Source organism: Trujillonella endophytica, assembly GCF_900110555.1.
GTDB lineage: Bacteria > Actinomycetota > Actinomycetes > Mycobacteriales > Geodermatophilaceae > Trujillonella > Trujillonella endophytica.
Map to the genome: position 1 here is coordinate 42,161 of NZ_FOEE01000008.1, position 25,364 is coordinate 67,524.

The following is a 25,364-nucleotide window of genomic DNA, read 5'->3' on the forward strand; positions in this document are numbered from 1 at the left end:
CAAACCGAGGCGCCGGCAGTGCAACGTCGTGCAGCGTTGCGCAGACTGACCCGGTGTCCGGTGCCCCGGTGGTCGTGGTCGGCGCCGGGCCGGTGGGGCTGACGGCGGCGCTGCTCCTGGCCCGCCGCGGGCTGCCGGTGCTGGTGCTGGAGCGGCACCCCGCCCCGTACCGCTCGCCCCGGGCGGTGCACCTGGACGACGAGGCGCTGCGCGCGCTGGCCGACGCCGGTGTGGTCGAGGAGTTCCTGCGGATCAGCCGCCCGGCGCGGGGGCTGCGCCTGCTCGACGGGCGGGCCCGGGTGCTGGCCGAGTTCGGCCGTGCCGCCGGCGCGGGCCGGCACGGGTGGCCGCAGGCGTCGATGTTCCACCAGCCCGACCTGGAGGACCTGCTGCGGGCCGCGGTCGACGCCGAGCCGCTGGTCCGGGTGGAGGTCGGGGCCGAGGTGACCGGCCTGGCGGTGGACGGCGACGGGGTCACGGTGCGCGGAGCGGACCGGTCCGTCCCGGCGTCCGCGGTGCTCGGCTGCGACGGCGCGAACAGCACGGTGCGCCGGCTCATCGGCGCCCGGATGCGCGACCTGGGCCGCGCCGACCGCTGGCTGGTCGTCGACCTCCGCGCCGACGGCCCGCTGCCCGTCTGGCCCGGCGTGCACCAGGTCTGCGACCCCGCCCGCGCGGCCACGTTCATGCCGGTGGCGGGGGACCGGTACCGCCTCGAGGCCCGCCTGGCGCCGGGCGAGCGCGCGGCGGACCTCCCGCTGGCCTCCCTGCTCGCTCCCTTCGGTGCCGACCGGGCGCAGGTGCTGCGCAGCTCCGAGTACGTCTACCGGGCGCAGGTGGCCGACCGCTGGCGCGCCGGGCGGGTGCTGCTGGCCGGCGACGCGGCCCACCTCACCCCGCCGTTCATCGGGCAGGGCCTCGGGCTGGGGCTGCGCGACGCGCACCAGGTCGCCTGGAAGCTCGCCGCCGTCCTGGCCGGGGCGGCCGGTGACACGCTGCTGGACACCCACCAGGCCGAGCGCGCCCCCCATGCCCGCTCGCTGATCCGGCTGGCCGGGGTACTGGGCGCGCTGATGACCGGGGGTGGGCGGGCCGCCGGTGTCGTGCGCCGGGGGGTGCTCGCCGGCGTCACCCGGATCCCCGCGGCGGCGGCCCTCGCGACCGACAGTCGCACGCCGCCGCTGCGCCCGGGGCCGCTCGTGGAGCGCTCCGGACCGGCCGGTCGGCGGCTGGCGGGCACGCTGCTCCCGCGCGCGCAGGTCGCCGTCGACGGGCGGCGCTGCCCGGTCGACGACGTCCTGGGCACCGGCACGGCGGTGCTGGGGCGGGCGGGGAACGGGCTGGTGGTGCACGCGGCCGGGCGGCGGATCGAGGTGACCGACGTCGACGGCGGCCTGGCCGGGTGGCTCGGGAGCGCCCGCAGCGTCGTCGTCCGGCCGGACCGGATCATCCGATCCGCGGAGTGAGGGTGGAGCGGGCCGGCACGGGTAAGGGTTCCGGTATGCAGACCGACAAGTCCCAGATCCTGGACCTCCTCCGCACCCGCGGCGACGACGCGGCCGCCGAGCGCGCCGATCGTGAGCTGCCCGACCAGGTCGACATCCACGAGCACAGGGGCGTCCTCGACGAGCTCGGCGTCGACCCGATGGCCCTCGCGAGCGAGTTCGCCGGCGGCGGCGGACTGGGCAACGTCGCCGGGACCTGAGCCTCCCCGCGCGGAAGCGCGGAACTGCCCCGTGCAGAAGCGCGAAATTGCCCCGTGCAGAAGAGCGATTCTGCACGGGGCAGAACGGCGATATCGCCGTCAGTCCCGCGCCCGGTCGGCACCGCGCATGCTGGACGGCGTGAGCTACGACGTCGACGCCGTCCGGTCCTCGTTCCCCGCCCTCCGCGACGGGGCCGCCCACTTCGACGGCCCCGGCGGCTCGCAGGTGCCGGAACAGGTGGCGGCCGCGGTCGCCGCCACGCTGACCAGCCCCATCGCCAATCGGGGCCGGCTCACCCGCGCGGAGCGCAACGCCGACGCGGTGGTGGTGGCCGCCCGGGCGGCGGTGGCGGACCTCGTCGGCGGGGACCCGGGAGGCGTCGTCCTCGGGCGCAGCATGACCCAGCTGACCTACGACCTCTCCCGCACGCTCGCCGCCGGCTGGGGCCCCGGCGACGAGGTGGTGGTCAGCCGGCTCGACCACGACGCCAACGTGCGGCCGTGGGTGCAGGCCGCGACCGCCCGCGGGGCCACGGTCCGCTGGGCGGACCTCGACCCGGAGACCGGGGAGCTGGAGCCCGCCGCCGTCGCCGCGGTGCTGTCGGGGCGCACGCGGCTGGTCGCCGTCACGGGCGCCTCCAACCTCATCGGCACCCGGCCCGACGTCCCGGCGATCACCGCCCTCGCGCGCGACGCCGGGGCGCTGACCTACGTGGACGGCGTGCACCTGACCGCGCACGCGCCGGTCGACGTCGCCGCCCTCGGGGCCGACCTCTACGCCTGCTCGCCGTACAAGTTCCTCGGTCCACACCTCGGCTGCGTGATCGCCGCGCCGGCCCTGCTCGAGACCCTGCACCCGGACAAGCTCCTGCCCTCCACCGACGCCGTCCCCGAGCGGTTCGAGCTGGGGACCCTGCCCTACGAGCTGCTCGCCGGGACGACGGCGGCCGTCGACTTCCTGGCCGGGCTGGGCGGATCCGGCTCCGGCGGGCCGGACGGCGACCGGCGGGCGAGTCTCGAGCGGGGGCTGGCCGCCGTCGAGGCGCACGAGGACCGGCTCCGGGTGCGCGTGGAGGACGCCCTGGCGCAGCTGCCCGGCGTCACCCTCTGGTCGCGGGCCCGGCACCGGACGCCGACGCTGCTGCTCACCGCCGAGGGGCACCCGGCCGCCGACCTGTCCCGCGGGCTGGCCGAGCGGGACGTCAACGCCCCGGCCGGCTCCTTCTACGCGATCGAGCCGGCCCGGCGGCTCGGCCTCGGCGACGCCGGCGGGCTGCGGATCGGCATGGCGCCCTACACCAGCGACGACGACGTCGGCCGCCTGCTCGCCGGGCTCACCGAGCTGCTGGCCGCCTGACCGCCCCCGCCGCCGGTGCAGAAGCGCGGAATTGCCCCGGGGCGGAAGCGCGGAATTGCCCCGGGGGCGGAAGCGCGGAATTGCCCCGGGGCGGAAGCGCGGAATTGCCCCGGGGCGGAAGCGCGGAATTGCCCGGGGGCGGAAGCGCGGAATTGCCCGGGGTCAGGGGCCGGGGCGGTGCGTCGTCAGCAGGGCGGGGAAGCCGGCGGCCAGCTCGTCGAACGCCCGCCGCAGCCCGGCGTCCAGCGGGGTGCCGCCGGCGAGCCACACCTCGAACGCCGTGGTCGCGGCGGCGCGGGTGCTCGTGGCGACCAGCCGCGGCACCAGGGCGGTCGGGACGACACCGGTCCGACGGGCGACGTGCGCGGCGACCACCCGGTCGACCTCGGCGTAGCGCAGCTGGGAGTGCGCCAGCAGCGCCGGCTCGCCGAGGATCAGCCGCATCCGCTGGCGCAGCACCGGCAGCTGCTCCGGCGGGTAGTCGTTGACCTCGAGGTAGGCGGCGCAGATCGAGGCGAGCACGGGCTGCTCGGGCGCGGTTGCGGCCAGCCGGGCCTCGAGTCGCGCCACGTGCCCGGCGAAGTCGCCCCAGACGACGTCGGCCTTGGTCGGGAACCAGCGGAAGAAGGTGCGCCGGCTGATCCCTGCCGCCTCGGCGATCTCGTCGGCGGTCACCCGCTCGAAGCCCTCCGCGGCGAAGAGGTCGAGGGCGACGCGCTCGAGGCGCGCGCGGGTGTCGGCACGCAGATCGGTGGGGACGGCGGTCACGCGTCCATCCTGGACCGGTCGGTCCGTCGCGGGAACCGGCGCTCGTCGTCTTCACCCGGTTGCCTGTGGCACCCGGTGTCACCTAGCGTTCGCAGGCGACCCAGGTTCCCCATCCCGAGGAGGCGTCATGCCCGAGCAGGTCACCGTCAGCACCGAGAACGAGACCGCTGCCGTTGCCGAGGAGGCGCTGGTCGAGGAGACCCTCGTCGAAGAGGTCTCCATCGACGGCATGTGCGGCGTCTACTGAGCCCGACCTCGTGACCTCCGCCGAGCCCGCTGCCGTGATCCGGGACGAGTCCGCAGGGGCGTTCGACCCCGATCTGGCCTGGCAGCGGGCCCGGTCGGTGGCGATGCGCCCGGAGCCGTTCGGGGCGCTCGTGTACCACTTCGGGAACCGCAAGCTGTCGTTCCTGAAGTCGAAGCTGCTGGTCAGCGTCGTCGAGGCGCTGGAGCAGCACCCGAGCGTGCACGCGACGCTCGCCGCCTGCGAGGTCCCCGAGGCGCAGCGTCCCGCCTACGTGAAGGCGCTGGCCGACCTCGCCCGCTCGCAGATGATCGAACGCAGGGAGCTGCCCGCATGACCGCCGTCCTCCCCTCCCGTCCCGCCGCACCGGCCGTCCGCCCCGACCGCCCCGTCGGCGGCCGGCTGATCGACCAGTTCGAGTACGGCCTCGACGCGCCGATCTGCCTGACGTGGGAGCTCACCTACGCCTGCAACCTGGCGTGCGTGCACTGCCTGTCGTCGTCCGGGCGGCGCGACCCGCGCGAGCTGTCCACCGCCGAGGCCGAGGGCGTCATCGACGAGCTGCAGCGCATGCAGGTCTTCTACGTCAACGTCGGCGGCGGCGAGCCGACCGTGCGGCCGGACTTCTGGCACCTGCTGGACTACGCGATCGACCACCAGGTCGGCGTGAAGTTCTCCACCAACGGCATCAAGCTCGACAAGGCCCGCGCCGCGCAGCTCGCGGCCACGGACTACGTGGACGTGCAGATCTCCCTCGACGGCGCCACCGCCGAGGTGAACGACCGCGTCCGCGGCGCCGGCTCGTTCGCCACCGCCACCCGGGCCCTGGAGAACCTGGCCGAGGCCGGGATGAAGGACTTCAAGGTCTCGGTCGTCGTCACCCGGGAGAACGCCGGGCAGCTCGACGCGTTCAAGGCGCTCACCGACTCCTTCGGCGCCCAGCTGCGGATCACCCGGCTGCGCCCGTCGGGCCGCGGGGCCGATGTGTGGGACCAGCTGCACCCCACCCAGGCGCAGCAGCGGGACCTCTACAACTGGCTGCTGGCCAACGGCGACAACGTGCTCACCGGCGACTCGTTCTTCCACCTGTCGGCGTTCGGCGAGGCCCTGCCGGGGCTCAACCTCTGCGGCGCCGGCCGCGTGGTGTGCCTGATCGACCCGGTCGGCGACGTGTACGCGTGCCCCTTCGCCATCCACGAGAACTTCCTGGCCGGCAACGTCCGGGACGAGGGCGGCTTCCAGCGGGTCTGGCAGCAGTCGGAGCTCTTCGCCGACCTCCGCAGCCCGCAGACCGGCGGCGCGTGCACCAAGTGCGCCCACTTCGACGCCTGCCGGGGCGGGTGCATGGCCGCGAAGTTCTTCACCGGCCTGCCCCTGGACGGCCCCGACCCCGAGTGCGTGCAGGGGTACGGGGAGAGCGCCCTGGCGGCCCGCGACAGCGAGCGCGTCGCGCCGAAGAGCCACATCGACCACTCGCACAGCGGTCCGGTGCGCGGCCAGCCCACCCTTCTGGGCTTCCCGTCGATCCCGGCCAAGCTCTGCGACGAGTCGCCGCTGGCCGGGATGGCCTGACCGGCCCTCCCCGCACGTCCTCACCCCCGTCCGGCACCGCCGGGCGGGGGTGGACGTCGTTCGGGCCCGCGCCTAGCGTGTGATCCAGGTCACGGGTTGCTGAGCAGGAGGCGCCGCATGGGCAAGCTCGAGGGCAAGGTCGCGTTCATCACCGGCGCCGCACGAGGTCAGGGGCGCAGCCACGCGGTCCGGCTCGCTCAGGAGGGGGCCGACATCGTCGCCGTCGACATCTGCGCGCAGATCGACTCGGTGCCCTACCCGATGGCCACCCCGGAGGACCTGGAGCAGACGGTCCGGGAGGTCGAGGCGCTGGACCGGCGGATCGTGGCCAGCCGGGCCGACGTCCGCGACCTGGGCGCCCTGGAGCGGGCCGTCGCCGACGGCGTGGCCCAGCTGGGCCGGCTGGACATCGTCCTGGCCAACGCCGGCATCGCGCCGATGGGTGCCGACGACGACCCGGCCCGGGCGTTCGCCGACGTCGTGGACGTCAACCTGACCGGGGTCTGGAACACGCTGCGGGCGACGGCCCCGGTGCTCGTCGAGCAGGGCGACGGCGGGGCGATCGTGATCACCAGCTCCACCGCGGGCCTGAAGGGGATCGGCGGGGACTCCCCGGGCGGGCAGGGCTACACGGCCGCCAAGCACGGCGTCGTCGGTCTCATGCGCTCCTACGCCATGACACTGGGGCCGCAGGGAATCCGGGTGAACACCGTCCACCCGACCGGGGTGAACACCCCGATGGTCGTCAACGACTTCATGCAGAAGTGGCTGGCGGAGGACCCGACCGTCGCCGGGGCGATGACCAACCTGATGCCGGTGGAGATGCTCGAGGCGGTCGACATCAGCAACGCGATCGTCTGGCTCGTCAGCGACGACGCCCGGTACGTCACCGGCGTGACACTGCCGGTCGACGCCGGCTTCACCGCCAAGTAGGGGAGGGGCCGTGGCCGGGCGGGTGCAGGGCAAGGTCGCGTTCATCACCGGGGCGGCCCGCGGCCAGGGGCGCAGCCACGCGCTCCGGCTGGCGGAGGAGGGCGCCGACGTCATCGCCGTCGACCTCTGCGGGCCGATCCCCACGATCGAGATGTACCCGCCCGCCACGGAGGAGGACCTGGCCGAGACCGTCCGGCAGGTGGAGGCGCTGGACCGGCGGATCGTCGCGACCAAGGCCGACGTCCGCGATCGGGGCGCGCTGGAGGCGGCCGTCGCCGAGGGCGTCGCGCAGCTGGGGCGGCTGGACATCGTGCTGGCCAACGCCGGTGTCTTCGAGATCCAGCCCGCGCTCGAGGTCGGCGACGACGCGTGGCGGGAGATGATCGACATCAACCTCACCGGCGTCTGGAACACCTGCCGGGCGGGGCTGCCGCACCTGATCGAGGCCGGGGGCGGGTCGATCGTGCTGACCAGTTCCACCGCGGGGCTGAAGGGGACGCCGAACACGGTCCACTACACGGCGGCCAAGCACGGCGTCGTCGGGATCATGCGGACGCTGGCCAACGAGTTCGCCGCGCAGTCCATCCGCGTCAACTCCGTGCACCCCACCGGCGTCGACACCCAGATGATCATGAATCCCAAGACCTGGGGGCTGTTCGACCCGGAGAACCCGAACCCGACGCGGGAGGGCGCCGAGCCGATCTTCCGGTCGACCAACGCGCTGCCGGTGCCGTGGGTGGAGCCGCGCGACATCAGCAACGCGGTGCTCTTCCTCGTCTCCGACGAGGCCCGCTACATCACCGGCGTCACGCTGCCGGTCGACGCGGGGTACACCGTCAAGTAGGCCGCGGGGGCGGCGCGGGTACGCCGCCCCCGGAGCGATCAGAGGTCGACGACCGCGTTCTCGCCCGAGTCGATCCGCTCGCCGGTGGCCTTGGCCTTCACGAAGCTGAAGGCGGTGGCGAGGCGGCCGCCGGGGCTGTCCCAGTACTCCGCGGTGTCGCCGTCGACCCGCACGAGGACGACGGAGGGGTCCTCCGGGCCCTGGGGCAGCCACGCCTCCACCCCGCCGTTCCACAGGTCCTTCTTCTTCGCCACGTCGTCCACCACCGTGGCCTGCCCGGTCAGCGACACCCACGTGCCGCCGGAGCCGACGCCGACGTTGACCTGCGGTGAGACGCGGACGTGGTCGAGCCACTCCGCCCCGCGCTCGGCGAAGAACCACAGGTCGCCGTCGAAGTCGACCTCCTGCAGCGTCATCGGGCGGCTGGTCAGCGTGCCCGTCGGTGTCGTCGTGGTGAGGAAGCCGAAACGTTCGCCCCTGATCAGTTCGGCGACCCTGCGGGTGTCCTCGGTGCTCATGCGCGTCCTTCCGTCGATGGTCCGTGCCGGCGGTGCCCCGCCGGGGGGTGCGTGACACGCGGGCTCGGAGCGGGTACCAAGAGGGGGCAACCGAAAGGCATACGAGAAACTGCGCAGCGACGCGCGGCAGTCGGGAATGCCGGGGCCGTTCGTCCCCTTGGCCCCCAACGAGCCGGGAGCGCAGCGCCCCCGGGGAACGAACCGGACCCAGGAGCGCTCGCGTGACCACGACGCACGACCGGCCGACCACGGCCACGGCCACGGCGGACCCCGCCGGCCCGGCCCCCGCCGTCGGCCCGGCCCCCGCGCCGCCCGGCATGGCCCGCACCGCGCTCACGCTCGGCGCGTTCGTCGCGCTGGGCCCGCTCACCATCGACATGTACCTGCCGGCCCTGCCGACGGTCGCCGACGACCTGATGACGACGTCGTCGGCGGTGCAGCTCACGCTCACCGGCACCCTCGTCGGGATGGGCCTGGGCCAGATCGTCATCGGCCCGCTCTCGGACGCGGTCGGCCGGCGCAACCCGCTGCTGCTCGGCACGGCGCTGCACGTCGTCGCCTCGCTGCTGGTGCTCGTCGCCCCCAACGTCGCCGTGCTCGGGGCCCTGCGGGTGCTGCAGGGCGTCGGCGTGGCGGCGGGGATGGTCATCGCGATGGCGGTGATCCGCGACCTCTACGACGGCCGGGCCGCGGCCACGATGATCTCGCGGATCATGCTGGTCATCGGCGCGTTCCCGGTGCTGGCGCCGACGCTGGGCGGCGAGGTGCTGCGGTTCACCACCTGGCGCGGGGTCTTCGTCATCCTCGCGGCGTTCGGGCTGCTGCTCGTCGTCGTCGGCTGGTTCGTCCTGCGCGAGACCCTGCCCGTGGAACGCCGCGTGCCGGTGGGCGTGCGCAGCACGCTGCGCAGCTACCGGGGGCTGTTCGGCGACCGGGTGTTCGTCGGGCTCGTGCTGGTCGGCGGCCTCGTCATCGCCGGGCTGTTCAGCTACGTCTCGGGCGCGGCCTTCGTCTACCAGGACGAGTTCGGCCTCGACGAGCAGGAGTTCGGGCTCCTGTTCGGCGCCGGCGCGATCTGGCTGATCGTGGCCACGCAGCTCAACCCGGTGTTCCTGAAGCGCTGGGCGACCGGGCAGATCCTGCTGGCCTCGACGGTCGGCGGGGCGGTCGCGGGCGTCGCACTGGTCGTCCTGGCGGTGCTCGACACGGGCAGCATCTGGGCCGTGGCCCTGCCGATGTGGGTCGTGCTGTTCTTCGCCGGGCTCGGGCTCCCCAACGCCCCGGCGCTGGCGCTCTCCCGGCACGGCGAGGCGGCCGGCACCGCCGCCGCCCTGCTCGGCGCGGTGCAGTTCGTCGTCGGCGCCGCGGTGGCCCCGATGGTGGGCGTCCTGGGCAACGACGCGCTCGCGATGGGCGTGATCGTGGTCGTGGCGATGGTGCTCTCGCTCGTCGTCCTCGTCACGATGGTGCGGCCGTGGCAGCTGCCCGACCCCTCCGACGACGAGGACGCCGCGTTCGTCGTCGCCCACTGAAAACGGGCCCCGGTGCCCCCCGCCACTCGCGAGCTCGCGGCGGGTCCCTGCACCGGGGCCGCCGTCGGGCGGCGTCACTAGGCTTCCGCGGTGCGTTCTCTCGCGGCCGCGACCTGGCCGGACCTGCCCGAGTCGGCGCTGCTGCTGGTGCCGCTGGGTGCGGTGGAGCAGCACGGGCCGCACCTGCCGCTGCTCACCGACACGGCCGTCGCCGGGGCGGTCGCCGACGCGGCCGTGGACCGGATCGACTCGGCGCTGCTGGCCCCTGCACTGGCCTACGGCGCCAGCGGCGAGCACGAGGGCTTCCCGGGCACGATCTCGCTGGGCACCGAGGCGCTCACGGGGCTGCTGGTCGAGTACGGCCGGTCGGCCTGCCGCTGGGCGGGGCGGGTGCTGCTGGTGAACGGCAACGGCGGCAACCTGGACGCGCTGCGCTCCGCCGGGGCGCTGCTGCGGTCGGAGGGGCGCGACGTCGCCTGGTGGCCCTGCGGGGTGCCCGGCGGGGACGCCCACGCCGGCCGGACCGAGACGTCGCTGATGTTGCACGTGGAACCCGAGTGGGTGCTGGGGTCACGGGCGGAGGCGGGGGACACGACGCCCCTCGCGGAGCTCCTGCCCCGGTTGCGCGCCGAGGGGGTAGCGCCGGTGAGCCCGAACGGCGTCCTGGGCGACCCGGCGGGGGCCAGCGCCGCGGAGGGTGCGGAGTTGCTGGCCGGCCTCGCCGACCGGCTGGTCGCGGCGGCCGGAGCGTGGCGGGTCGACGTCTCGGGCCGGCTCCGGGACTGAGCTGAGGCCACGATCAGCTCACCTGATCCGAGAGTGTCCTCCCTCACCGCAGGAGGTGAGGGAGGACGCTCGGCGATCAGGTCACCTGATCATCGTCGTGCCGAGAGCGGGCTCAGCCGGCGGCGAGCGCCGTCGCGAACAGCGGCACGGCGCTGTCCAGGGCGTAGGTGATGCCGGCGACCGAGGCGGCGGAGAAGGCGTTGGCCAGGTTCGGGTCCTCGAGGACGATGGCGCGGTTCTCCCGGACCGACGCCAGCGTGCCCCACAGCGGGTTGCCGGTGATGTCGCCGACCTCGACGGAGATCGGGAAGACGACGGTGAGGCCGGAGTCCAGCAGGGACACCTGCTCGTCGCTGACCGGGATGAAGAAGTTCGACCCGGCCTCGGCCTGGACCGCCGGCGCGTTCACGAAGCCCAGCGCCTCCATGAAGTCGACCCGACCGTCGCCGCGGACGTAGGCGCCGAAGCCCTCGGACGTGTAGGCGGCGACGGCGACCTCGACCCCGGCGAACTCCGGGTGCCCGGCCTCGGCGTCGGCGATCCGCTGCTCGAGGTCGGCCTGCAGCTGCCCGGCCTCCTCGGCGCGGCCCAGCGCCCGGCCCACGAGTTCCAGCTGCTGCTGCCAGGTGGTCTGGTACGGCCCCACGCCCTCGGGCTGGCCGATGGTCGGTGCGATCCGGCTCAGCAGGTCGTAGCGCTCCTGCGTCCCGTCGGAGCGGGTGTCGAGGATGAGGTCGGGCTCCAGGGCCGCGATCGCCTCGGCGCTGGGCTCCAGCGTGTCGACGAGCTCCGGGTCCTCGGCGTAGGTCACCTCGACCCAGTCGCCCAGCCCGTCGTCGCCGCCGACGCCGAGCCAGTCGGTGGCACCGACCGGCTCGACCCCCAGCGCGAGCGCCGTCTCGGCGTCGGACCAGCCGAGCGCGACGACGCGGGTCGGCTCCTCGTCGATGGTCACGTCGCCGAACGCCGTCTCGATCGTGACGGGGAAGGAGCCGGACGACGACGCCGAGCCCCCGTCGCCGCCGCCCGACTGCGTGTCGTCGTCGTCGCCGCACGCGGTGAGGACGAGGGCGGCGGCGGCCACGAGGGCGGCCGCGCGGGTGGGGGTGCGGAACGACATGCGTACTCCTCGACGAAGGAAAGGGAAGGCTCACCTAACCATCGGCCGGTCACGGGGGGATCACGGGCGTCGCTAGGCTCGGCGGGTGCGTCCCGAGGGGTGGCTGGTCGTCGGATGCCCGCCGCTGCGGGTGGTCGCGAGCGCCCGCGTGCCCGGCGGCGGCGCCTGAACGTCCCCGCCGCCCCGGCCGGCCGGCTGCCGGACGGATGGACCGTGCGGCTGGACGCGGGGGTGCGCCGCCGCGACGGCGGGACGGCGCTGCTCGGCGGCTCGCCGTCCCGGCTGCTGCGCCTGCGCCCGCGCGCGGTCGAGCTGCTGGCCGGGGACCGGCTGGCGGTGGTGGACGCGGCGTCGGCGGCGCTGGCGGGCCGGCTGCTGGACAGCGGCATCGCCCATCCCGACCCGGCCGTCCTCCCCGACCCCGGGACGGCGGTCACCGTCGTCGTCCCGGTCCGGGACCGGGCCGCCGGTGTCGCCCGCCTGCTGGCCGCCCTCCGCGCCGACCCGGCCACCGCCGCCCTGCCCGTCCTCGTGGTGGACGACGGCTCGGCCGATCCCGCCGCCCTGGCCGCGGTCGCCGCCGCGGGCGGGGCGCAGGTGCTGCGGGAGGAGACCTCCCTCGGCCCGGCCGCCGCCCGCAACCGGGGCCTGCGGGCCGCGCGCACCCCGCTGGTCGCCTTCCTCGACTCCGACTGCGTGCCCCGCGCCGGATGGCTGTCCCCGCTGCGCCGGCACCTGGGCGATCCGCGCCTGGCGCTCGTGGCACCCCGGGTGGTGGCCCTGCACGCCCCGGCCCGGGGGCTGGCCGCCTACGAGGCCGCGGTCAGCGCGCTGGACATGGGACCCCGTCCGGCCGCCGTCCGGCCGCTGGCCGCGGTCTCCTACGTGCCCAGCGCCGCGCTGCTGGCCCGCCGGGAGGCGCTCGGCGACGGCTTCGACGAGTCGATGCGGGTCGCCGAGGACGTCGACCTGGTCTGGCGGCTGCTCGCCGCGGGGTGGCGGGTGCGCTACGAGCCGGCGGCGGAGGTCGCCCACGAGCACCCGGCGTCGGTGGGGTCGTGGCTGCGCCGGCGGGCGTTCTACGGCACGGGTGCGGCCCTGCTGGCCCAGCGGCACGGGGCGGCGGTGGCGCCGGTCGTCGTCACCGGCTGGGCGGGGGCCGCGCTCGCGCTCGCGCTGGCCGGGCGGGCGCCGGGGCGCGTCGCCGCGGCCGGCGTGCTGGCCGGCGCGACCGTGCGGCTGGCCCGGCGGATGACGCCGCCCGGTGGCCGGCCGCCGACCGCGCTCGCCGCCGGGCTGGTGCTGCGCGGAACGGCGACGGCGACGCGCACGCTGGCCCGCGCGGCCACCCGGCACCACTGGCCGGTGGCGGTCGCGGGCGCCCTGCTCTCCCGCCGGGTGCGGGTCCTGGTGGCCGGGATCGCGGTCGCCGACGGGCTCGCCGCCTGGTGGCCGCACCGGCGCGCGGTGGGGCCGGGAACCTTCGTGGCCGCGCGCCGGGCCGAGGACCTCGCGTACGGCGCGGGCCTCTGGGCGGGGGCGCTGCGGGTGCGCAGCGGCCGGGCGTTGCTGCCCGCGCGCCCGCCGCGGATCTGACCTGCGACCGCTGCTCTGGTGCCCGGCCGCCGGACCGGGGACCATGGCCGTGACATGAGCCACTGCCCGGGTGCGAGACGGTGACCGCGTCCCCGTGGCTCGCGCTGCCCGAGGGGCGGCCCGACCCGGCGCTGGCCCGCCGGCTGCGGGCCGCCCACGAGGCGCTGGTGACGTCGTCGGCCGGGCCGCCGCGGCAGGTGCGCAGCGTCGTCTGGGAGTCCTGGCGGCGCAGCCTGGGCAACGGCGTCGACCCCGACGGCGTGGCGCCGCCGGTCGACCTCCTCGACGACGACCTCGAGGCCTACCGGGCGGCGCATCCCCTGGCGCCGGTCCTGCCGGTGATCCGGCGGCTGCTGGTGGAGGACGCCGAGGACGACCGGATGATCGTCGCGGTCACCGACGCCGCCGGCCGGATGCTCTGGGTGGAGGGCGACCCCCGCCTGCGCAGCCGCGCCGCCGGGATGAACTTCGTCGAGGGCGCCCGCTGGGCCGAGGACGTCGCCGGCACGAACGCCCCCGGCACGGCGCTGGCCCTCGACCACGCCGTGCAGTTCTACGGCGGGGAGCACTACCGCCGCCCGGTGCAGTCGTGGAGCTGCTCGGCCGCCCCGGTGCACTCCCCCGTCACGGGCGAGCTGCTCGGCGCGATCGACGTCACCGGCGGCGACCACGTGGCCAGCCCGCAGATGCTGACGCTGGTCCGGGCCACGGCCGCCGCCGTCGAGGCCGAGCTGCGGTGGCTGCACCGCGCCGACCTGGAGACCCGGCCCGCCCCGCCCCCCGCGGCGGCCCGGCCCGCGCCGCGGCTGGAGGTCCTCGGCCGCGACCGCGCCCGCCTGGTGCTGCCGTCGGGGCCGGTGCAGCTGTCGCTGCGCCACTCCGAGCTGCTCCTGCTGCTGGCCGAGGCGGCCGCCGCCGGCGAGGGGCGGACGGCGGAGCAGCTGGCCGCCGAGTGCCACCGCGGCGACACGGCCGGGGTGACCGTCCGGGCCGAGCTCTCCCGGCTGCGCCGGCTGGTCGGCGCCCACCTGATCGGCTCGCGGCCCTACCGGCTGCTGGGCCGGCTGGACACCGACCTCGACCGGGTGCGCCGGCTGCTGGACCTGGGCGCGGTCGCCGACGCCCTGGAGCGCTACCCCGGCGCGGTGCTGCCCCGCTCGACCGCTCCCGGCGTGGCCGCGGCGCGCGAGCGGCTGGCCCACCGGCTGCGGCGGGCGGTGCTCACGGGCCGCCGTCCCGAGCTGCTGCTGCGCTACAGCCGCCTGCCGGAGGCCCGGGCCGACGTGGCGGTCTGGCAGGCCTGCCGGGAGGTGCTGCCGCCCGGCTCCGCGCGACAGGCGGCGGTCGCCGCGCACCTGGGCCGGCTCCGCCGGGGCGACCTCGCCACCTGACCCGCCACTTGACGCTCGCCACAGGGACGCGCCTGGGGGAATGCGCGCCGGGTCCGCCGGCATTGGCCTGTGCACGTGAGTGCAGCCGTCGACGTGTCCGTTCCACCCGCCTCCCGGACGTCGCCCGACCGCCGCCGCCGGGTCGTCGTCGCGATCGTCGCGCTGGCCATGGGCGGGTTCGCCATCGGCACCACCGAGTTCGTCACGATGGGCCTGCTCCCCGACATCGCCGACGGCGTCGGCGTGGACATCCCGACCGCCGGCCACGTGATCTCCGCCTACGCGCTCGGCGTCGTCGTCGGCGCGCCCGTGATCGCCGCCCTGGGCGCGCGGCTGCCCCGGCGCGGGCTGCTCCTCGGCCTCATGGTGGCCTTCCTCGCCGGCAACGTGCTCAGCGCGACCGCCGACGGCAACGGCGCCCTGCTGCTCGCCCGCTTCGTCAGCGGCCTGCCGCACGGCGCCTACTTCGGCGTCGCCTCCCTGGTGGCCGCCTCCCTCGTCGCTCCCGAGCAGCGGGGCCGGGCGGTCAGCTCGGTGATGCTCGGCCTGTCGGTCGCCACCGTCGCGGGGGTGCCGGCGGCCACCTGGCTGGGCCAGCACCTGGGGTGGCGGTCGGCGTACTGGGCCGTCGTCGTCCTCGCGGTGGCGACCCTCGCGGCCGTCGCGACCGCCGTGCCCCGGGTGCCGGCCGCACCCGGCGCGTCGATCGCCACCGAGCTCGGGGCGCTGCGCCGTCCGCAGGTGCTGCTCACCCTCGCCGTCGGCGTCGTCGGGTTCGGCGGCATGTTCGCCCTCTACAGCTACGTCGCGCCGCTGGCCACCGAGGCCACCGGGCTCTCCCGGGGCGCGGTCCCGTGGGTCCTGTTCGCCTACGGGGTGGGCGGCGTCGCGGGCACGGTGATGGGCGGCCGGCTCGCCGACGTCGCGCTGTTCCGCTCGCTGCTCGGCGCCGTCGTCGGCATGGGCGTGCTGCTGGCGCTCGTGCCCGCCGCCACGACGACCGGCGCCACCCTGTTCCTCGTGGTGTTCCTGGTGGCCGTCGCCGCCTCGGTGCTCGTCGTCTGCCTGCAGCTGCGGCTGATGGCGGTCGCCGCCGAGGCCCGGATGCTCGGCGCCGCGCTCAACCACTCGGCGCTCAACGCCGCCAACGCCCTCGGCGCGTGGCTCGGCGGCCTGGTCATCGCCGCCGGGGCCGGCTACACCGCGCCCTCGCTGGTGGGCGCGGGGCTGGCCGTCGTCGGGTTGCTCGCCCTCGGCTGGTCGGCGCTCCTGCAGCGCCGGGAGACGCGGTCCGTCGCCGCGGCCCGGCGTCCCGTCCTCGAGTGCAACCCCGCTGCAACGTCCTGATCCGTCCGCTGACCTGGGCGGACGTCGTCCACGCAGCCCTTCGGCCGCGACCGCGCGAACTTAGTGTGGCCTGAGTCACTCCCCCGTTGACAGACTCCGACCAGCGCCCGGCCGAGCCGGCGTGGCGTCGGGATCTGCAACGAAGCGGAGGATGCGCATGACGTCGATCAACGTGCGGGTGGACGGGGCGTCGTACAGCGACGACGTCGAACCGCGGACCCTGCTGGTGCACTACCTGCGCGAGACGCTGGGCAAGGTCGGCACCGTCGTCGGCTGCGACACCAGCAACTGCGGTGCCTGCACCGTCCACCTGGACGGCGAGGCCGTGAAGTCGTGCACCGTCTTCGCCGTCCAGGCCGACGGCAGCGAGATCACCACCATCGAGGGCATCGCCGGAGGGGACGGCGCCCTGCACCCGGTGCAGAAGGCCTTCCACGAGATGCACGGGCTGCAGTGCGGCTACTGCACCCCCGGGATGATCATGGCCTCGATCGACCTGCTCAAGGAGAACCCGAGCCCGAGCGAGACCGAGATCCGCGAGGGCATCGAGGGCAACCTCTGCCGGTGCACCGGCTACCAGAACATCGTCCGCGCGGTGCAGCAGGCCGCCGGCGAGATGTCGGGCGCGACAGGAGGCCAGGCATGACCGTCACCGAGGACGCCGCCGCGGTCGCACCGGCCAAGGAGGTCGGTCAGCCCCGCCGCCGCAAGGAGGACGCCCGGCTGATCACCGGCCGGACGACCTGGACCGACAACATGGTCCTGCCCGGGATGCTGCACCTGGCCGTGGTGCGCAGCCCCGTCGCGCACGCCCGGATCACGGCCGTCGACGTCAGCGCTGCTCAGCAGGCACCCAACGTCGTCGCCGTGTTCACCGGCCGCGACCTGGCCGAAGAGCAGGGCTCCATCCCCTGCGCCTGGCCGGTCACGCCCGACATGGTGAACCCCGGCCACCCGTCGATCGCCGTCGACCAGGTCAACCACGTCGGCGAGGCCGTCGCGATCGTCGTCGGCCGGTCGAAGGCCGCCGCGACGGACGCCGTCGAGCTCGTCGACGTGGACTACGACCTGCTGCCGCCCGTCCTCGACCTGGAGGAGGCGGTGGCCGACGGTTCGGGCCTGGTCCACGACCAGCTGGCGTCCAACACCAGCTACCACTTCGTCTTCGACGCAGGCGACGCCGGCACGGGCGCCGACACCGAGCAGGCCTTCGCCGACGCCGAGGTCGTGGTCAGCCGGCGGTTCGTGCAGCAGCGGCTGATCCCGGCGTTCATGGAGCCGCGGTCGGTCGTCGTCCAGCCCCAGGGCGAGAACTACACGATGTGGTCGGCCACCCAGGTCCCGCACGTCCTGCGGGTCATGGCCGCGATGGTCACCGGCATCCCCGAGCACAAGCTGCGGGTGATCGCGCCCGACGTCGGCGGCGGCTTCGGCGGCAAGCTCCAGGTCAACCCGGAGGAGATCCTCTGCCTCCTGCTGGCCCGCCGCCTCGGCAAGCCGGTGAAGTGGACCGAGACCCGCAGCGAGTCGCTGATGGCCGCCCACCACGGCCGCGGGCAGGTGCAGTTCATCGACATCGCCAGCGACCGCCAGGGCAACGTGAAGGGCCTGCGGGTGCGCCTGCTGGCCGACATGGGCGCCTACCTGCGGCTCATCACGCCCGGCGTGCCCGCGCTGGGCGCGTTCATGTTCCCCGGCATCTACAAGTTCCCGGCCTACCGCTTCGAATGCGACGGCGTCTTCACCAACAAGGTGCCCACCGACGCCTACCGCGGCGCCGGCCGGCCGGAGGCGACGTTCGCCGTCGAGCGGATCATGGACGAGCTCGCCGTCGAGCTGGGCATGGACCCGCTGGAGCTGCGGCGGAAGAACTGGATCCAGGCCGACGAGTTCCCCTTCACGACGGTCGCCGGCCTCGAGTACGACAGCGGCGACTACGAGCAGGCCACCCGGGAGGCGCTCGAGCTGCTCGGCTACGACGAGCTGCGCGCGGAGCAGAAGCGCCGCCGGGAGTCCGGTGACCCGGTGCAGCTGGGCATCGGCTTCTCCACCTTCACCGAGATGTGCGGGCTGGCCCCCTCCCGGGTGCTCGGCTCGCTCTCCTACGGGGCGGGCGGGTGGGAGTCGGCGTCGATCCGGATGCTGCCCACCGGCAAGGTCGAGGTCGTCACCGGTTCCACGCCGCACGGCCAGGGCCACGAGACGGCGTGGAGCCAGCTGGTCGCCGACCAGCTGGGCGTGCCGTTCGAGGACGTCGAGGTGCTGCACGGCGACACCGCCATCTCGCCGCGGGGCATGGACACCTACGGGTCCCGCTCCCTGGTGGTCGGTGGCACGGCCGTGGTGAAGGCCGCGGAGAAGGTGGTCGCCAAGGCCCGCAAGGTCGCCGCGCACCTGCTGGAGGCCAGCGAGGACGACCTGGAGTTCGCCGACGGGAAGTTCGCCGTCCGCGGAACGCCGGGCGCCACGGTGGGCATCCAGGAGATCGCGCTGGCGGTGTTCGCCGCGCACAACTACCCGGAGGACATCGAGCCCTCGATCGACGCGGAGGCCACCTTCGACCCGGTCAACTTCTCCTTCCCGCACGGCACCCACCTGTGCGCGATGGAGGTCGACACCGACACCGGCATGGTGAAGATCCGCAAGTACGCCTGTGTCGACGACGTCGGCACGATCGTGAACCCGCTGATCGTCGAGGGGCAGATCCACGGCGGCCTGGCCCAGGGCATCGCGCAGGCGCTGTACGAGGAGGCGGTCTACGACGCCGACGGCAACCTGACGACGGGCTCCTTCGTCGACTACCTGGTGCCGACGGCCGCGGACCTGCCGCACTTCGACACCGCCACCACGGTGCACGCGGCCCCGGGCAACCCGATCGGCGCCAAGGGTGTGGGCGAGGCCGGCTGCATCGCCAGCACGCCGGCGGTCGTGAACGCCGCGCTGGACGCCGTCCGGCACCTCGGCGTCTCCGACATCCTGATGCCGCTGACACCCGAACGGGTCTGGCGGGCGATCCGCACCGGCGGGGACGGCGGGGCGCGCGCGACCGCCGGCACCAACGCCTACGGCGGAGCGCAGACCGAGTCCACCGCGGGCGTCGCCACGCCGGCGTCGGAGCTGGGAGGCGACCGATGATCCCCGCACCCTTCGCCTACGAGCGGCCGACGACGGTCGACGAGGCGCTGCAGGCGATCGCCGCCGGCGGCGAGGACGTCAAGATCCTCGCCGGCGGGCAGTCGCTCATCCCCGTCATGCGGCTGCGGCTGGCCGCGCCGGAGACCGTCGTGGACCTGACGCGGGTGACGGAACTGCGCGGGGTGCGCGAGGAGGGGGACGTCCTCGTCATCGGCGCGATGACCACGCACCACGACGTGATCACCGACCCGCTGATCGCGCAGCACGCCCCCCTGATCGCCGAGGCGACGGAGACGGTGGCCGACCGGCAGGTGCGCCACCGGGGCACCTTCGGCGGGGCGCTGGCCCACGCGGACCCGGCCGGCGACCTGCCGGCGGTGGCGCTGGCGCTGGACGCCGAGTTCGTCCTCGCCGGCCCGAACGGACGGCGGACCGTCGGCGCCTCGGACTTCTTCGTCGACTACCTCACCACCGCGCTGGAGGAGGGGGAACTGCTCGTCGAGATCCGCGTCCCGAAGCTGACCGGCTCGTGGGGGGTGCGCTACGAGAAGTTCAACCGGGTGGCGCAGGCCTGGTCGATCGTGGCGGTGGCCGCGGCGGTGCGCCGGGAGAACGGGCACATCGCGGAGGCGCGGATCGGGCTGACCAACATGGGCCCGACCCCGCTGCGGGCGCGGGCCACCGAGGCGGCCCTGGCCGGGGCGGCGGTCACCGCCGAGGCCATCGCCGACGCGGCGCGGTCGGCCGCCGAGGGCACGAGTCCGAGCAGCGACCTCAACGCCCAGGCGGACTACCGTGAGCACCTGGCCCAGGTGCTCACCCGGAGAGCGGTCTCGGCAGCCGCCGGGCTGTAGCGTTCGACACAACCCGGTACCCGCGTTCCACCGGCTCGGCCGGTCCGTCCTCCTCCGGACGGGCCGGCCGAGCCGTCCACCATCAGGAGGTCGCACCCGTGCAGCTGGAGAACTCGTTCACCGTCCCGGTTCCGATCGACGAGGCCTGGCGGGTGCTGCTGGACATCGAGCGGATCGCGCCGTGCATGCCCGGCGCGGCGCTGGACTCCGTCACGGGTGACGACTTCACCGGCCGGGTCAAGGTCAAGCTCGGCCCGATCAACCTGACCTACCAGGGCAAGGCGTCGTTCGTGGAGAAGGACGAGGCCGCCCACCGCGCGGTCATCGACGCCCGGGGCAAGGACCAGCGCGGCAACGGCACGGCCGCCGCCGTCGTCACGGCGACGCTCGCGGCCGAGGGCTCGGTCACCCGGGTCGACGTCCTCACCGACCTCAACATCACCGGCCGACCGGCGCAGTTCGGCCGCGGCGTGATGACCGACGTCGGCAACAAGCTGCTCGGGCAGTTCGCCGACAAGCTCGCCGCCCAGCTCGGCGAGGGCGACGCGCAGGGCGACGCCGACCGCGCCGAGAGCGCCGCGGCGACGGCCGCGGCCACGGTGAGCGGCGCCGCCGAGGAGGTGGCCGCCTCGGTCGAGCAGACGCCGGGGGACACCGCGGCCGCCGAGACCGCCCGCAAGGCCGGCACGGCGGCGAAGAAGACCGCGGCAGCGGCCACCGACGCGACCGGTGCCGGCGGCCGGGCCCCGGCCAAGAAGGCGCCGGCGAAGAAGGCGGCCCCCGCGGCGACCGACACGGCGCCCGCCGCTGTGGCCGGCGCTGCGCCTGCCGCGGCGACGTCAGCCCCGGCGGCAGGCGTGTCCGGCGGCCGGCCGAGCGGCCCGCCGTCGGGCCCCAGCGCCCCGCCCGCGCGGCCGGCCACCGGCGCCCCGGCGAAGAGCTCGCCGTCCACGGTGCGGCCGCCGGTCGCCGAGCCCGAGCCGATCGACCTGCTCGAGGTCGCCGGCGGAGCGGCGCTGACCCGCTACGCCCAGCCGCTGGCCGGGGTGGCCGCGCTGCTGCTCGTCCTCGGCATCGTCCTGCGCCGCCGTCGGCGCCGCCGCCGCTAGTCGTACCGATCGGAGTCGCTCGGTGCCGGGAACCGGCACCGAGCGACTCCGTTCACCGCCTGGGATGGACCTCGTCCAGCCAGGCCAGGGCGGCCGCGGCGACGAGGTCGGGGTTCTTCTTGAGCGAGTGGTCGCCGGGCACCGCGTAGACCGAGGCCGTGGCCCGGCCCTGCAGCGCGGCGGCGACGTCGGCCGGTGCCCCGAACGCGTCGGTCTCGCCCTGGACGACGACCAGCGGCACCTCGACCGCGGTCACCTCGTCGGCGCGGCTCTTCTCGGGCCGGCCCGGCGGGTGCAGCGGGAACGCCAGCGCCAGGACGCCGTCCGCGCCGAGGGCGGCCGCGGTCCGGCAGGCCACCCGCGCGCCGGCGCTGCGGCCCCCGAACACCAGCGGACCCGCCAGCCGGCCGCCGTCGCGGAGGGCGCCGAGCACCGCCGTCCAGCCCTCGTCGAGCCGCGGCGGGGCCGGGGCGACGCGCTTGCCGGCGACCCGCCAGGGCTGCTCCACGCGCAGCACCCGCCAGCCGGCGTCGGCGGCGTCCCGGGAGACGGCGGCCAGGTCGACCGACTCCACGCCACCGCCGGCGCCGTGGCCGAGCACCAGGGTGCCGTGGACGCCCGACGGCGGCTCGTCGGCGTGCACCCGCGCCGGGCCGTGCGGGGTCGGGATCTCGACGGTCACGATGCGGGGAGGGCGAGCAGCGCGTCGACGGCGCCGCCCAGGTCCGCTGCCACCAGCGCGGCGGGGTCGTAGACGGCCGGGTAGCTGCGCTCCTCGCGGGGGAACCACACGCCGGTCAGCCCGGCCCGGACCGCGCCGTGCACGTCCCAGCCGTGGGCGGCGACCAGCGCCATCGCGGCCGGCTCGACGCGGCATTCGCCGGCGGCCCAGAGGTAGACCTCCCGGGCCGGCTTCCAGGCCCGGATGAGCTCGCTGGACAGGGAGCGCTCGACCAGCGGCGCGATCCCGGCGCGCTCCAGGCCGGCCTCGGCGACGCCGGGGGAGCCGTGGGTGAGCGTCACGACCCGGACGCCGGCCTCGACCAGCCGGCGCAGCGCCGCCTCGACGTCGGGGTGCGGGGTGAGGTCCAGGAAGCTGTCGGCGATCCCGCTGCGGACGGAGGGGGAGAGGTCGGTGAGCTGGGCGAGGGCGGCGTCGAAGGCGTCGCGGAAGCGGCACCACGTGCCCGTGGTGGCCGCCGCGAAGCCGGTGAGCAGCGTGCGGGCGAAGACGGTGGCCAGGAGCTCCGGTCGCTCGCCGTGCTCGACGAGGCCCGCGCGGATCGGGGCGAGGTCGAGCAGGGTCTCGTTGACGTCGAGGGCGACCACCTCGGGGCGGCGGGGCGTCATGCCTGGTCGCGCTCGTCCACCGGGAGGTCCGCGCCCGCGGTCGGCGGACGGCGGAGCTTGCCGGTGGCCTTGCGGTAGACGAACCAGACCACGGCGAGGATCACGACGGCGACGACGACGTAGTCCAGGTAGTGCAGGTTCGCCTCGATGAAGTCCCGCGCCAGCCAGCCGAGGGTGACCAGCACCGAGTTCCAGATCAGGCTGCCGCCGGTCGTGTAGAGCAGGAACTGGCCGAAGGGCATGCGCACGACACCGGCCGGCACGGAGATGAAGCTGCGGACGATCGGCACCATCCGGCCGAAGAACACCGCGGCCCGGCCGTGCCGCTCGAACCACTCGAAGGTCTTGTCGACGTCCTCGGTCTCCACCAGCGGCAGCCGGTCGAGGAAGGCGTGCGACCGGCGGGGACCGAGCGCCCGGCCGATGTAGTAGAAGAAGACCGCTCCGAGGACCGAGCCCACGGTCGCGCAGAAGACGACCAGGAAGAAGTCCAGCGGGGTCTCGATCAGCACCCCGGCGGCTCCCAGGACGGCCTCGCTGGGAATCGGCGGGATGACCGTCTCGAGCAGGATCGCGAAGCCGACGCCGATCGGCCCGAGGGTGTCGACGAGGTCGAGCAGCCATGCGGTCAGACCACCCTCGTCGGAGCTGACGGCGGCGAGGAAGGACATGGCTCCACGGTAACGGCGCCGTCACGGGTGTCGGCCGGGCCGGCGGGGCGCGTGGGGCTAGCGTGCCGCCATGTTCCAACGTTTCACCGCCCGGGCCGTCGTCGTGGGGGACCGATCCGGCACCGTCGTCCCGGACGCCGTGGTCGACGTCGCCGACGGTCTGGTGACCTGGGTGGGTCCGGCCGCCGACGCCCCGCCGGCCGGCGACGCCGAGGTCGTCGCGCTGCCCGGCGTGCTCCTGCCGGGCCTGGTCAACGCGCACTCGCACGCCCCGATGGTGCTGTTCCGCGGCCAGGGCGAGGGGCTGCCGCTGGACCGCTGGCTGGGTGAGGTGATGTGGCCCCGCGAGGCGCGGCTGACGGGGGACGACGTCGAGGTGGCTATGACCGCCGCCTCGGCGGAGCTGCTGCGGGCCGGGGTGACCACGAGCGTGGAGATGTACTTCTCCCCGGAGCGGATCGCCGCCGCGGTCGGCCGCACCGGGGCCCGCGCCGTGATCGCGACCCCACTGGTCCCGCTGCCCGGCATGCCGCCGCTGGAGGAGCAGCTGGCCGCCGCCGTCGACCTGGCCGGCACCGCGCCGCACGACGGCACCGTCGAGTACGGCCTGGGCCCGCACGCCGCGTACACGGTGCCGCTGCCGCTGCTGCGGGAGGCGGCGGGACTGGCGCGGGATCGCGGCCTGCTGCTGCACCTGCACGTCGCCGAGACCGCGACCGAGGGCGGCGACCTGCTCGCGGCCCACGGGCTGTCGGTGCCGGCGCTGCTCGCGGCGCACGACGTGCTGGGCGGCCGGGTTCTGGCGGCGCACTGCGTGCACATGGACGACGGCGACCTCGAGCTGTGGCGCGAGTACGACGTCGCCGTCGCCCACTGCCCGGCCAGCAACGCGAAGCTGGCCAGCGGCGTGGCCCGGCTGCGGGACATGCTCGACCGCGACATCCGGGTGGGGCTGGGCACCGACGGGCCGGCGTCCAACGACGGCCTGGACCTCCTGGCCGACGCCCGGCTGGCGGCGCAGCTGGCCCGGCTGCGGGAGGCGTCGGCGACCGCGCTGACCGCCGCCGAGGCGCTGTGGCTGGCCACCGGGGCGGCCGCGGACGCGATCGGCCGCCCCGACCTCGGTCGGCTCGAGGTGGGCCGGCGCGCGGACCTCGTGCACGTCGACACCCGGGACCTGGCCTTCGAGCCGGTGGGCGACCCGGCCGACGTGATCACCCACCTCGTCTGGTCCGGCGCCTCGCGGCTGGTGCGCGACGTGTGGGTGGGCGGCCGGCAGGTCGTGGCCGGCGGCGAGTGCACGACCGTGGACGCCGAGGCCCTGCGGATCGAGGTCACCGAGCGAGCGGCCCGCCTCGCCCGCCCCTGAGCACGAGCAGTGTGCGATCCGTGACCGTTCCGACCGGTTTCCGGTCACCGGGCGCACAGTGCCCGTGTCGTCCACAGGATGAGCGTCTGTCCACGGGTCCGTCGCGGCGCCTCCTCGCCCGCTGCGGGGGCCGCACGCTGCGGCCATGGTGGTCGATCTGCGCAGCATCGTCGGGGCGGACGGCGCGATGCGGATCTCCGATGTCGCCGCCCGCACGGGCTCGACGAGCGTGTCCCGCTGGGTCCGGGAGGGGCGGCTGCTGAAACTTCTCCCGCACGTCGTCGTCCTGCCCGAGGACGCCGGCCGGTGGCGCACGCGCGCGGTGGCGGCCGCCCTCTCGACGCGCGGCGTGCTGAGCCATGCCTCCGCGCTGGCGCTCTGGGACCTCGCCGAGCCGGACGGACGGGTGCACGTCGCGATCGACGCCCGCCGTCGCGCGCCCGAGCCGGTCGACTGGCTCGACGTGCACCGGGTCACCGGCCTGTCGCCGCGGACGCGCAGGGGGCTCCCGGTCACGGCACCGGCTCGCAGCGTCGTGGACGCGTGGGGCGCCGCACACCAGGACGGCGGGTCCGCCGCTGCCGTCCGGGAGGTCCGGGCCGCCGCGATATCCGCCGTCCGCACCGGACGGTCCGACGTGCCGGAGCTGCGACGGGAGCTGACCCGCCGGCCGCAGCTGCCCGGCCGGGGGTTGCTGTTCGAGCTCGTGAGCCTGGTCGCCGCCGGGGCGCAGAGCGAGCTGGAGATCTGGGGCGTGCTGCACGTGCTGGACGTACCGGGACTCCCGCCCTACCGGCAGCAGCACCGGGTCCAGCTGCCCGGGACGCACGCCGACCTCGACGTGGCCTGGCCGGAGGTGCGCCTCGCGGTCGAGCTGGACGGCGCCGCCTTCCACGGCAGCGCCGAGCAACGGGAGCGGGACCTGCGCCGGGACGCCGCGCTCGCTGCTCTGGGATGGCTCGTGCTCCGGTTCAGCTACCGCCGGTTGACCCGGGAGCCGGCCGCCTGCCGAGCGGAGATCGCTGCGGTCTACCGGACCCGGCTCGCGCTCGCCGCCACGCACGGTGTGCGCTGAGTGCCCGTTCCAGGCCGAAACCGGTCACCTGGCGCACAGTGCCCGGCAGATCGCTCCCCGGCAGCCCCGGTCAGCAGCGGGCGGGACG

At 75.5% G+C, this 25,364-nt stretch carries 25 protein-coding genes; 19 read left to right on the forward strand and 6 right to left on the reverse strand.

Going from position 1 to position 25,364, the window contains the following annotated elements; genetic code table 11:
• The first annotated feature begins 53 nt into the window (after positions 1–53).
• The 3 genes from BMY88_RS13500 to BMY88_RS13510 all read left to right on the forward strand — a co-directional run bounded on the left by BMY88_RS13500 (position 54) and on the right by BMY88_RS13510 (position 3,062).
• A complete protein-coding gene (locus BMY88_RS13500) occupies positions 54–1,466 on the forward strand; it encodes a bifunctional 3-(3-hydroxy-phenyl)propionate/3-hydroxycinnamic acid hydroxylase (protein ID WP_091944127.1) in 1,413 nt (470 codons plus the stop codon).
• Positions 1,467–1,501: 35 nt separating this feature from the next.
• Positions 1,502–1,705 (forward strand): hypothetical protein, encoded by a 204-nt coding sequence (locus BMY88_RS13505; protein ID WP_091944130.1) that lies wholly within the window; start codon positions 1,502–1,504, stop codon positions 1,703–1,705.
• Between the two features lie 139 nt (positions 1,706–1,844).
• Complete coding sequence (locus BMY88_RS13510) at positions 1,845–3,062, forward strand: cysteine desulfurase-like protein (RefSeq protein WP_091944680.1); 1,218 nt, start codon at positions 1,845–1,847, stop codon at positions 3,060–3,062.
• A 162-nt stretch (positions 3,063–3,224) separates the two neighbouring features.
• On the opposite strand, the gene mftR is transcribed toward BMY88_RS13510, so the two are convergent.
• On the reverse strand, positions 3,225–3,830 hold the full coding sequence (gene mftR, locus BMY88_RS13515; protein WP_091944134.1) for a mycofactocin system transcriptional regulator MftR: 606 nt from the start codon (positions 3,828–3,830) through the stop codon (positions 3,225–3,227).
• A 127-nt stretch (positions 3,831–3,957) separates the two neighbouring features.
• Between mftR and mftA the strand changes: the two genes are divergently transcribed.
• From mftA to BMY88_RS13540, 5 genes are all read left to right on the forward strand, one after another.
• Entirely contained in the window at positions 3,958–4,077 is a 120-nt protein-coding gene (mftA, locus tag BMY88_RS13520; protein ID WP_091944137.1) for a mycofactocin precursor MftA, read from the forward strand.
• A gap of 10 nt (positions 4,078–4,087) precedes the next feature.
• Positions 4,088–4,411 (forward strand): mycofactocin biosynthesis chaperone MftB, encoded by a 324-nt coding sequence (mftB, locus tag BMY88_RS13525; protein WP_091944140.1) that lies wholly within the window; start codon positions 4,088–4,090, stop codon positions 4,409–4,411.
• Complete coding sequence (mftC, locus tag BMY88_RS13530) at positions 4,408–5,646, forward strand: mycofactocin radical SAM maturase (protein WP_091944143.1); 1,239 nt, start codon at positions 4,408–4,410, stop codon at positions 5,644–5,646. The genes mftB and mftC overlap by 4 nt, the downstream gene beginning before the upstream one ends.
• Before the next feature lie 117 nt (positions 5,647–5,763).
• Positions 5,764–6,579, forward strand: a complete 816-nt coding sequence (locus BMY88_RS13535) for a mycofactocin-coupled SDR family oxidoreductase (protein WP_091944146.1) — start codon at positions 5,764–5,766, stop codon at positions 6,577–6,579.
• A gap of 10 nt (positions 6,580–6,589) precedes the next feature.
• Positions 6,590–7,423, forward strand: coding sequence for a mycofactocin-coupled SDR family oxidoreductase (locus BMY88_RS13540; RefSeq protein ID WP_091944149.1), 834 nt, complete (start codon positions 6,590–6,592; stop codon positions 7,421–7,423).
• A 38-nt stretch (positions 7,424–7,461) separates the two neighbouring features.
• Here the strand turns inward: BMY88_RS13540 and BMY88_RS13545 are convergent, their stop codons facing one another.
• Entirely contained in the window at positions 7,462–7,941 is a 480-nt protein-coding gene (locus BMY88_RS13545) for a pyridoxamine 5'-phosphate oxidase family protein (protein WP_091944152.1), read from the reverse strand.
• A 221-nt stretch (positions 7,942–8,162) separates the two neighbouring features.
• Here BMY88_RS13545 and BMY88_RS13550 point away from each other — a divergent pair, with 221 nt between their 5' ends.
• Together BMY88_RS13550 and mftE are read left to right on the forward strand one after the other, a co-directional pair.
• Positions 8,163–9,473, forward strand: a complete 1,311-nt coding sequence (locus BMY88_RS13550) for a multidrug effflux MFS transporter (RefSeq protein ID WP_170861103.1) — start codon at positions 8,163–8,165, stop codon at positions 9,471–9,473.
• A 90-nt stretch (positions 9,474–9,563) separates the two neighbouring features.
• Positions 9,564–10,259, forward strand: coding sequence for a mycofactocin biosynthesis peptidyl-dipeptidase MftE (gene mftE / locus BMY88_RS13555; RefSeq protein ID WP_091944155.1), 696 nt, complete (start codon positions 9,564–9,566; stop codon positions 10,257–10,259).
• 112 nt (positions 10,260–10,371) lie between these two features.
• On the opposite strand, the gene BMY88_RS13560 is transcribed toward mftE, so the two are convergent.
• On the reverse strand, positions 10,372–11,379 hold the full coding sequence (locus tag BMY88_RS13560; RefSeq protein ID WP_091944158.1) for an iron-siderophore ABC transporter substrate-binding protein: 1,008 nt from the start codon (positions 11,377–11,379) through the stop codon (positions 10,372–10,374).
• 213 nt (positions 11,380–11,592) lie between these two features.
• Between BMY88_RS13560 and mftF the strand changes: the two genes are divergently transcribed.
• The 7 genes from mftF to BMY88_RS13595 all read left to right on the forward strand — a co-directional run bounded on the left by mftF (position 11,593) and on the right by BMY88_RS13595 (position 20,811).
• Positions 11,593–12,975, forward strand: coding sequence for a mycofactocin biosynthesis glycosyltransferase MftF (gene mftF, locus BMY88_RS13565; RefSeq protein WP_244524680.1), 1,383 nt, complete (start codon positions 11,593–11,595; stop codon positions 12,973–12,975).
• A gap of 80 nt (positions 12,976–13,055) precedes the next feature.
• On the forward strand, positions 13,056–14,366 hold the full coding sequence (locus BMY88_RS13570) for a GAF domain-containing protein (RefSeq protein ID WP_091944163.1): 1,311 nt from the start codon (positions 13,056–13,058) through the stop codon (positions 14,364–14,366).
• Positions 14,367–14,441: 75 nt separating this feature from the next.
• Entirely contained in the window at positions 14,442–15,713 is a 1,272-nt protein-coding gene (locus tag BMY88_RS13575; RefSeq protein ID WP_244524681.1) for an MFS transporter, read from the forward strand.
• Positions 15,714–15,870: 157 nt separating this feature from the next.
• Complete coding sequence (locus BMY88_RS13580) at positions 15,871–16,359, forward strand: (2Fe-2S)-binding protein (protein WP_170861104.1); 489 nt, start codon at positions 15,871–15,873, stop codon at positions 16,357–16,359.
• Positions 16,356–18,848 (forward strand): xanthine dehydrogenase family protein molybdopterin-binding subunit, encoded by a 2,493-nt coding sequence (locus BMY88_RS13585; RefSeq protein WP_091944168.1) that lies wholly within the window; start codon positions 16,356–16,358, stop codon positions 18,846–18,848. Before BMY88_RS13580 ends, BMY88_RS13585 begins: the two co-directional genes overlap by 4 nt.
• A complete protein-coding gene (locus tag BMY88_RS13590) occupies positions 18,845–19,702 on the forward strand; it encodes an FAD binding domain-containing protein (protein WP_091944171.1) in 858 nt (285 codons plus the stop codon). The genes BMY88_RS13585 and BMY88_RS13590 overlap by 4 nt, the downstream gene beginning before the upstream one ends.
• A 98-nt stretch (positions 19,703–19,800) precedes the next feature.
• The gene (locus BMY88_RS13595) at positions 19,801–20,811 is read left to right on the forward strand and encodes an SRPBCC family protein (RefSeq protein ID WP_091944174.1); all 1,011 of its coding nucleotides are present in this window, start codon (positions 19,801–19,803) and stop codon (positions 20,809–20,811) included.
• A gap of 52 nt (positions 20,812–20,863) precedes the next feature.
• On the opposite strand, the gene BMY88_RS13600 is transcribed toward BMY88_RS13595, so the two are convergent.
• Genes BMY88_RS13600 through BMY88_RS13610 form a run of 3 tightly spaced genes read right to left on the reverse strand, consistent with a single transcriptional unit; the run spans position 20,864 to position 22,832 of the window.
• Positions 20,864–21,493 (reverse strand): alpha/beta hydrolase family protein, encoded by a 630-nt coding sequence (locus BMY88_RS13600; protein ID WP_244524682.1) that lies wholly within the window; start codon positions 21,491–21,493, stop codon positions 20,864–20,866.
• Positions 21,490–22,161, reverse strand: coding sequence for an HAD-IA family hydrolase (locus BMY88_RS13605; RefSeq protein ID WP_091944177.1), 672 nt, complete (start codon positions 22,159–22,161; stop codon positions 21,490–21,492). The genes BMY88_RS13600 and BMY88_RS13605 overlap by 4 nt, the downstream gene beginning before the upstream one ends.
• Positions 22,158–22,832, reverse strand: coding sequence for a DedA family protein (locus tag BMY88_RS13610; RefSeq protein WP_091944181.1), 675 nt, complete (start codon positions 22,830–22,832; stop codon positions 22,158–22,160). The genes BMY88_RS13605 and BMY88_RS13610 overlap by 4 nt, the downstream gene beginning before the upstream one ends.
• Before the next feature lie 70 nt (positions 22,833–22,902).
• Between BMY88_RS13610 and BMY88_RS13615 the strand changes: the two genes are divergently transcribed.
• Positions 22,903–24,201 carry an amidohydrolase family protein gene (locus BMY88_RS13615; protein ID WP_091944184.1) on the forward strand — a complete coding sequence of 433 codons (1,299 nt, stop codon included), beginning with the start codon at positions 22,903–22,905 and terminating at the stop codon, positions 24,199–24,201.
• 145 nt (positions 24,202–24,346) lie between these two features.
• On the forward strand, positions 24,347–25,276 hold the full coding sequence (locus tag BMY88_RS13620; protein ID WP_091944187.1) for a DUF559 domain-containing protein: 930 nt from the start codon (positions 24,347–24,349) through the stop codon (positions 25,274–25,276).
• Positions 25,277–25,364: the final 88 nt, after the last annotated feature.

What these genes read in the sequence shown, in the direction of transcription:
- BMY88_RS13585 (WP_091944168.1), top strand. Translation starts at nt 16,356, where the DNA reads ATGACCGTCACCGAGGACGCCGCCGCGGTCGCACCGGCCAAGGAGGTC.
- BMY88_RS13620 (WP_091944187.1), top strand. Translation starts at nt 24,347, where the DNA reads ATGGTGGTCGATCTGCGCAGCATCGTCGGGGCGGACGGCGCGATGCGG.
- BMY88_RS13535 (WP_091944146.1), top strand. Translation starts at nt 5,764, where the DNA reads ATGGGCAAGCTCGAGGGCAAGGTCGCGTTCATCACCGGCGCCGCACGA.
- BMY88_RS13545 (WP_091944152.1), bottom strand. Translation starts at nt 7,941, where the DNA reads ATGAGCACCGAGGACACCCGCAGGGTCGCCGAACTGATCAGGGGCGAA.
- mftA (WP_091944137.1), top strand. Translation starts at nt 3,958, where the DNA reads ATGCCCGAGCAGGTCACCGTCAGCACCGAGAACGAGACCGCTGCCGTT.
- BMY88_RS13615 (WP_091944184.1), top strand. Translation starts at nt 22,903, where the DNA reads ATGTTCCAACGTTTCACCGCCCGGGCCGTCGTCGTGGGGGACCGATCC.
- BMY88_RS13590 (WP_091944171.1), top strand. Translation starts at nt 18,845, where the DNA reads ATGATCCCCGCACCCTTCGCCTACGAGCGGCCGACGACGGTCGACGAG.
- BMY88_RS13580 (WP_170861104.1), top strand. Translation starts at nt 15,871, where the DNA reads ATGACGTCGATCAACGTGCGGGTGGACGGGGCGTCGTACAGCGACGAC.
- BMY88_RS13560 (WP_091944158.1), bottom strand. Translation starts at nt 11,379, where the DNA reads ATGTCGTTCCGCACCCCCACCCGCGCGGCCGCCCTCGTGGCCGCCGCC.
- BMY88_RS13605 (WP_091944177.1), bottom strand. Translation starts at nt 22,161, where the DNA reads ATGACGCCCCGCCGCCCCGAGGTGGTCGCCCTCGACGTCAACGAGACC.
- BMY88_RS13505 (WP_091944130.1), top strand. Translation starts at nt 1,502, where the DNA reads ATGCAGACCGACAAGTCCCAGATCCTGGACCTCCTCCGCACCCGCGGC.
- BMY88_RS13610 (WP_091944181.1), bottom strand. Translation starts at nt 22,832, where the DNA reads ATGTCCTTCCTCGCCGCCGTCAGCTCCGACGAGGGTGGTCTGACCGCA.
- mftC (WP_091944143.1), top strand. Translation starts at nt 4,408, where the DNA reads ATGACCGCCGTCCTCCCCTCCCGTCCCGCCGCACCGGCCGTCCGCCCC.